At 57.7% G+C, this 5,580-nt stretch carries 7 protein-coding genes; 4 read left to right on the top strand and 3 right to left on the bottom strand.

Going from position 1 to position 5,580, the window contains the following annotated elements:
• Positions 1 to 561, top strand: a 561-nt coding sequence (locus ASC90_RS17075; RefSeq protein ID WP_210172041.1) for an NUDIX domain-containing protein, incomplete at its 5' end; no start/stop codon positions are given.
• 86 nt (positions 562 to 647) lie between these two features.
• Positions 648 to 2,033 (top strand): M20 family metallopeptidase, encoded by a 1,386-nt coding sequence (locus ASC90_RS17070; RefSeq protein ID WP_056542733.1) that lies wholly within the window; start codon positions 648 to 650, stop codon positions 2,031 to 2,033.
• Between the two features lie 72 nt (positions 2,034 to 2,105).
• On the opposite strand, the gene ASC90_RS28385 is transcribed toward ASC90_RS17070, so the two are convergent.
• From ASC90_RS28385 to ASC90_RS17055, 3 genes are all read right to left on the bottom strand, one after another.
• Positions 2,106 to 2,861, bottom strand: a complete 756-nt coding sequence (locus ASC90_RS28385) for a prolyl oligopeptidase family serine peptidase (RefSeq protein ID WP_082519955.1) — start codon at positions 2,859 to 2,861, stop codon at positions 2,106 to 2,108.
• Between the two features lie 128 nt (positions 2,862 to 2,989).
• Complete coding sequence (locus ASC90_RS28380) at positions 2,990 to 3,397, bottom strand: hypothetical protein (RefSeq protein WP_244480406.1); 408 nt, start codon at positions 3,395 to 3,397, stop codon at positions 2,990 to 2,992.
• 307 nt (positions 3,398 to 3,704) lie between these two features.
• Positions 3,705 to 4,346: a dihydrofolate reductase family protein gene (locus ASC90_RS17055; RefSeq protein ID WP_056542726.1), complete on the bottom strand. Its 642-nt coding sequence runs from the start codon at positions 4,344 to 4,346 to the stop codon at positions 3,705 to 3,707.
• Between the two features lie 108 nt (positions 4,347 to 4,454).
• Here ASC90_RS17055 and ASC90_RS17050 point away from each other — a divergent pair, with 108 nt between their 5' ends.
• Together ASC90_RS17050 and ASC90_RS17045 are read left to right on the top strand one after the other, a co-directional pair.
• On the top strand, positions 4,455 to 4,805 hold the full coding sequence (locus tag ASC90_RS17050; protein ID WP_056542724.1) for a metalloregulator ArsR/SmtB family transcription factor: 351 nt from the start codon (positions 4,455 to 4,457) through the stop codon (positions 4,803 to 4,805).
• On the top strand, positions 4,789 to 5,268 hold the full coding sequence (locus ASC90_RS17045) for an SRPBCC domain-containing protein (protein ID WP_056542722.1): 480 nt from the start codon (positions 4,789 to 4,791) through the stop codon (positions 5,266 to 5,268). Before ASC90_RS17050 ends, ASC90_RS17045 begins: the two co-directional genes overlap by 17 nt.
• Positions 5,269 to 5,580: the final 312 nt, after the last annotated feature.

Below are 5,580 nucleotides of genomic sequence, written 5' to 3'. Positions count from 1 at the left end.
CGCCGAGGCGCGGGGCAGAAACGCGTTGGTACTCCGCCCGGAAAAACAAAATGGGCGGATGAGAAGCTAATGCGGCGAGTTTTTCAACGATATCCGCCCGAAGCGGACGTTGACATGCGAGCGCTTCGAGGTCCAATTTGCGTTATGACCAAAGTTGAAAAGGCCTGTGCCATTGTCACTCGGACAACAGATCAAGGTCTAACAGTCCTCGCATTTGCGCATCCCTCGGCGGGGAACCAGTTCGTGAAGGGCACAATTGAGAATGGCGAGCAGCCACGACACGCTGCCGAACGTGAACTCCGTGAAGAAAGCGGATTGCTTGCTCCGATAGCCATGAAGGCTTTAGGGATCACCGAGGTAGGGCCAGAACGCACCGTATGGCATTTTTTCGCATGGCATTCATCTGGCCTACCAGACCGTTGGCGTCATGCGACCGAGGATGACCATGGTCATACCTTCTCGTTTTTCTGGCATCCACTGCGTTCATCGCTGGATGAAAATTGGCATCCTATCTTTCACGAAGTCTTTGAATTCATCGCCCCGCGCCTCATATCGAAATGACTGCTCTTGGCGCGGAAGCTGAAGGCCGCATCCACAAAGACTCCCTTTGCCATTCCGAATTGACTAGTCGGATGTTATGTTGAGGCATGAGCCGCAACGCAGCCATAGCGAGAGCAGAGGCTTACTTTGATTCCGGTGCTTTTCGGGAAGATTTGGCACGTCGAGTAGGGATGCCGACCGAGAGCCAGAACCCTGACCGCGCGCTGGTGCTGATCCAGTATATCGAGGCGGAGATCAGGCCGGCCTTTGAAGCACTTGGTTTCGTCTGCCACACATTGTCCGAGGGAAATTGGCCGTTCCTTTTCGCCGAGCGCATCGAAGATGCGAGGCAACCGACGGTACTGGGTTATGGGCACGGTGACGTGATCCGCGGGCTGGCTGACGGCTGGGATGAAGGGCTCTCCCCTTGGCAAATGATCGAACGGGACGGCAGATGGTACGGGCGTGGCGTCGCTGACAACAAGGGACAGCACTCGATCAACATCGGTGCCATCCGGGCCGTGTTGGAGACGCGTGGCAAGCTCGGCTTCAATGCTAAATATTTGATCGAGATGGGAGAGGAGAGAATATCACCTGGCCTGCGCGAACTGGCCTTGGCTCATGAAGAATTGTTCCGATCCGACGTGCTGCTTGCTTCTGATGGCCCCCGGCTGTCGGCTGAAAGACCGACTGTTTTTCTCGGCTCTCGAGGCGCTATCAGCTTTGATGTCTGGATCGACGCGCGCAAGGGCGGACATCATTCGGGCAACTGGGGCGGCCTTCTTTCCGATCCGGCAATCCAACTTGCCCATGCACTGGCAAGCATCTCCGGACCGACAGGTCAAATTCGCATTCCGGAGTGGCGTCCGAACAGTATCCCTGACAATGTTCGGCGTGTTCTTGCGGATTGCGAGATCGAGAGTGGCGCTGACGGCCCGAAGATCGACGCTGATTGGGGAGAGCCTGGCCTAACGTTCGCGGAAAAGGTATTCGCGTGGTGCTCGTTTGCGATACTCGCCTTCGAGGCCGGGAACCCGAAGACACCCGTTGGCGCTATTCCGCCACGAGCCTGGGCGCGCTGTCAGTTGCGTTTCGTCGTGGGCATTGATGCGCAGGACATACTGCCTGCGCTACGCCGTCACCTTGATAGCCATGGTTTTTCGCATGTGCAGATCGCACAGTCGAGCGACGAAATTTTTCGTGCGACACGTCTCGATCCGGAGCATCCGTGGGTCAGTTGGGCAGTGGATTCGATGGCTCGCACCACAGGGAAGAAACCCGCCGTCCTGCCGAACCTCGGCGCGTCGCTGCCGAACGACATCTTCTCCGAAATTCTGCAACTTCCGACAGTGTGGGTGCCGCATTCCTATCCAGGGTGCTCCCAGCATGCGCCGAACGAGCATCTTCCCCTCACGATCGCCCGTGAAGGTCTTGCGTTGATGGCAGGGCTTTACTGGGACCTGGGCGAGCCAGGCGTGCCGGGAGCGCGGTAAAACAACGAGCGCGCGCTATGTCACCTCATGGCGCAAAGCGGAAGACCGCAGTCGGCCCAAAGCGGGCGACGATCAATGAACAGTGGCGACCGGAGCGAATACGCGGGTAAGGAAATCCCGGAGGATGGGAGTGACCTGCTCACGGGGAAGGCGATGACCGCCTTCGAGCGTGTGAAGGCTTACAGGAACACCCGCCCGCGCAAGGGCCTCGGAAAATCGTTCAGCCTGATCGATCGACGCACGATCATCGTATTTGCCGTGAAGAAGTAGGGTTTCTGATCGGATGTTATGAGCATGATAGAGTGCGGACCGATCCAAAAAATCCTCGTCTGAGAGACCTGCTTCCTTCTGGATGGTTTGCTGCAAGCCTCGCGAACTGTTTTTGTAAGCGTCTCTCATGTCATAGACGCCCCCCGTCAAGATGAGAGCTTTGAGATCGACCACTTTAGTTGCCACCATGGCAGAGGCGACAGCACCACGGCTGTTTCCATAAAGAACGAGACGCGTTGAATCGACCGATGGCTGTCGCTTGAGGAAATCCAAGGCCGCAACAATCGATTTTTGAGTAGTCGGCCCGCTGAAATCCGCAGGACCGTCCGATGCACCGAAGCCGGGCTGTGATACAGCGGCCGCCGTTACTCCAAGGCGAGAGGAAAACCTGATAAGCGATCCATCATCAACCGCTTCTCTCCCACCCAAAAGGAGGCCTCCCTGATTGCCGTGGACGAACAGTATCGCTCCGTTCCGTTGATCTGACGTAGGCGTCTGGAATAGCTGAACGCGAGCGCCATCGCCCCGATCTATTATATGTTCTGTTACCCCAGGCATGGCAGGCAGTCACTCCATTGCAACTGCTGGTAAGGATACGGTGACATGTCCCACTGTCAATAACCGCAAATGGCGCGAAGCCGCCGAGGTCAACTCTTGGCCCTAAGCCGTCATTCATCAGTTAGCACTCATTGGTCCGCGACGATCTTTCCATCCGCGACTGAGAGGGAGGGACTTTGATCGTCACTGCCCGTGCGTCTTAAGATTGACCATGCTGGCTGCCCCTCGGCGGTCATAAACGACACGACGTATTTCTCGCCACTTAGTGCGAGCGAAAGTTCGGGAAGGCGTCCGAACACAGAGATGTCCTGCACCGTTTGACCCATCAACGACTTGAACAGCGTGTCCCAGCCTTCCTCATCGCTCCAACTCCCGCCGAGGATGGAGGTTCGGTTTTCAATCCTCCAACTCCATTCCAGCATGACAGTGTAGTCGCCCGTGAGGCTACCGCTCGACCCATCGCGCCGTCGAACGGGATGCAGTTGCCCAAGTTCCAGAAAGATTGCAGACCCATGTCCGCGCCAAATAGACGACATAGGCAACCCTAGAATTCCTTGCCGATATGTCTCAAATGTCGATAAGGCCATGGGCCGGACGCCTCCCGGAACGAGTAGCGGAAGCTTTGAATATCTCTGCGGAAGGTGTCAACCATCCGCCCAATGACTGCTTATGGCGCGAAGCGGAAGACCGCAGTCGGCCCAAACCGGTCATCAGTGGCGGAATGCCAAGGCGCAGCTATGCGCAGTACAGCCGCGAAACGCGGACCTTGTGCGACATCAGCCTTAGAAGGGAGTGTAGGGCCCATGTCACGGCCCATGAGCGCCGTAGCTTGTGGGTGGCCAGCTAGCGGCAAAATGTGAGGTGGATGGTGCCACTTTCTGCGGTTTCGGACTTCACATCATAGCCCGCTTCCAGGCCACGCAGGTCGTCCCAGAGACGTATGCTTCCTCCCAGCAGGATTGGAGCGATCGCAACATGCAGACGGTCAACAAGTCCAGCTTTAAGATAATCGCGCAACATGGTCGGTCCACCACCTATCCGTACATCCTTGCCGTTTGCGGCCCTCATGGCCATCCGCAGCGCTTCAACCGGGGTCGCGGCGATAAAGTGGAACGTGGTGCCGCCAGCCATTTCGATTGACGGCCGCGTCGTATGGGTGAGGACGAAGACCGGGCAGTGGAAGGGCGGCTCGTCACCCCACCACCCCTTCCAGTTCGGATCATCGGGAAAGTCGTGCAGCCCGAACTTGCCGGCACCCATGATCTCGGCACCGATGTTGTCGAAGTAGTCCTTCGCATAGTCGTCGTCCAAGTCTGTTGTGCCTTTGCCGCTGTTGTCGTGCAGCACGCGCTCCTGGAAGGTCCTCGTCGCGACATAGGCACTCGTGAGGCGCGACCAGTCTTGGCCGAACGGATTGTCTGGTGTCTGGTCTGTGGTCGTTGCGAAACCATCGAGAGAGATAAGAAGATCGACGCGAACTGCCATATGGGTGCTCCGGAAAACTAAGGTAAGTACCTCTGTAATAACGTACAGACACTAAGGCAAGTACCTTTTTGTTCTTGACCGAACCGGGCGGTCGCTTTACCTATCTGCATGCCTTTTCATTCGAACCCGCTCGACCTCGCATTCCATGCTCTCAGCGACCCGACACGCCGGGCTGTGATATCGCGTCTAGCCGAGGGAGAGATGCCCGTCAGCGTGCTGGCTGAGCCTTTTGACATGGCGCTCCCCTCGTTCGCCCAGCATCTCAAGGTGCTGGAGGATTGTGGGTTGATCGCCAGCGAGAAGCGCGGGCGCAGCCGCTGGTGCCGCCTTGAACGAGCGCGGTTCGAGGAGGCGGCAAACTGGATGGAAGCGGAGCGCAGATGCTGGGCCGAGCGGCTCGACCGACTGGAAGCCTATCTGGACAACACAAAAGAGAACGACGATGCAAAAGCTGTTTGACACCTGGTCGCTCGACCGTGAGATCGTGCTCGTGAAGGTACTGAAGCACCCGCGCCATAAGGTCTTTGCCGCCTGGATGAACCCGGAAGCGCTCGCGCAGTGGTACGGTCCGGCAGGCCTCACCATCGAGAACCGCAACGTCGATATCCGCGAGGGCGGGGAATGGTGCTTCGACATGGTAGGGGTGTTTGAAGGCAAAACACAGCGCTTTTCCAACCTTATGCGTTTTCTGAAGATCGTGCCGAACGAGCTGATCGTGGTAGACTACGGCACTCCCGAGCCCAACGATCCAGAGCGTTTCTACATGACGATAACGTTCGATGAGCAGACCGACGGGAAGACCGTGCTGACCATGCGCCAACTTCACCCGAGCCGTGAACGCCGTCAGACCGTCATCGGCTTCGGCGCGGTGGAGTATGGGCTGCAGACGCTGGATGGGCTGGCGGCCTGGCTCGAAGCCTGAACGCACTAAAGCTAGGGGCGGCCGGCTCGTTACAGCGCTTGGAGACCGTCAGCGACTATATACAGGGTCTGGCCGCCCCCTACCTGCGGATGTGGGGTCGGAAGGCCATTGAGGTCGCCCGCACTATGTGGCCGCTGTTCCGTCCTTGAGTTCCAGGACCGGACAATCGCGAAGCTTAATCGGACCGTGCCCAGCTTCACGTTAATGACCGCAATTGGCGGATATCGTTGAAAAACTCGCCGCATTAGCTTCTCATCCGCCCATTTTGTTTTTCCGGGCGGAGTACCAACGCGTTTCTGCCCCGCGCCTCGG

The organism is Rhizobium sp. Root1220 (genome assembly GCF_001426265.1).
Taxonomy (GTDB): Bacteria; Pseudomonadota; Alphaproteobacteria; order Rhizobiales; family Rhizobiaceae; genus Rhizobium.
This window is presented reverse-complemented; position numbering and strand designations above follow the sequence as displayed.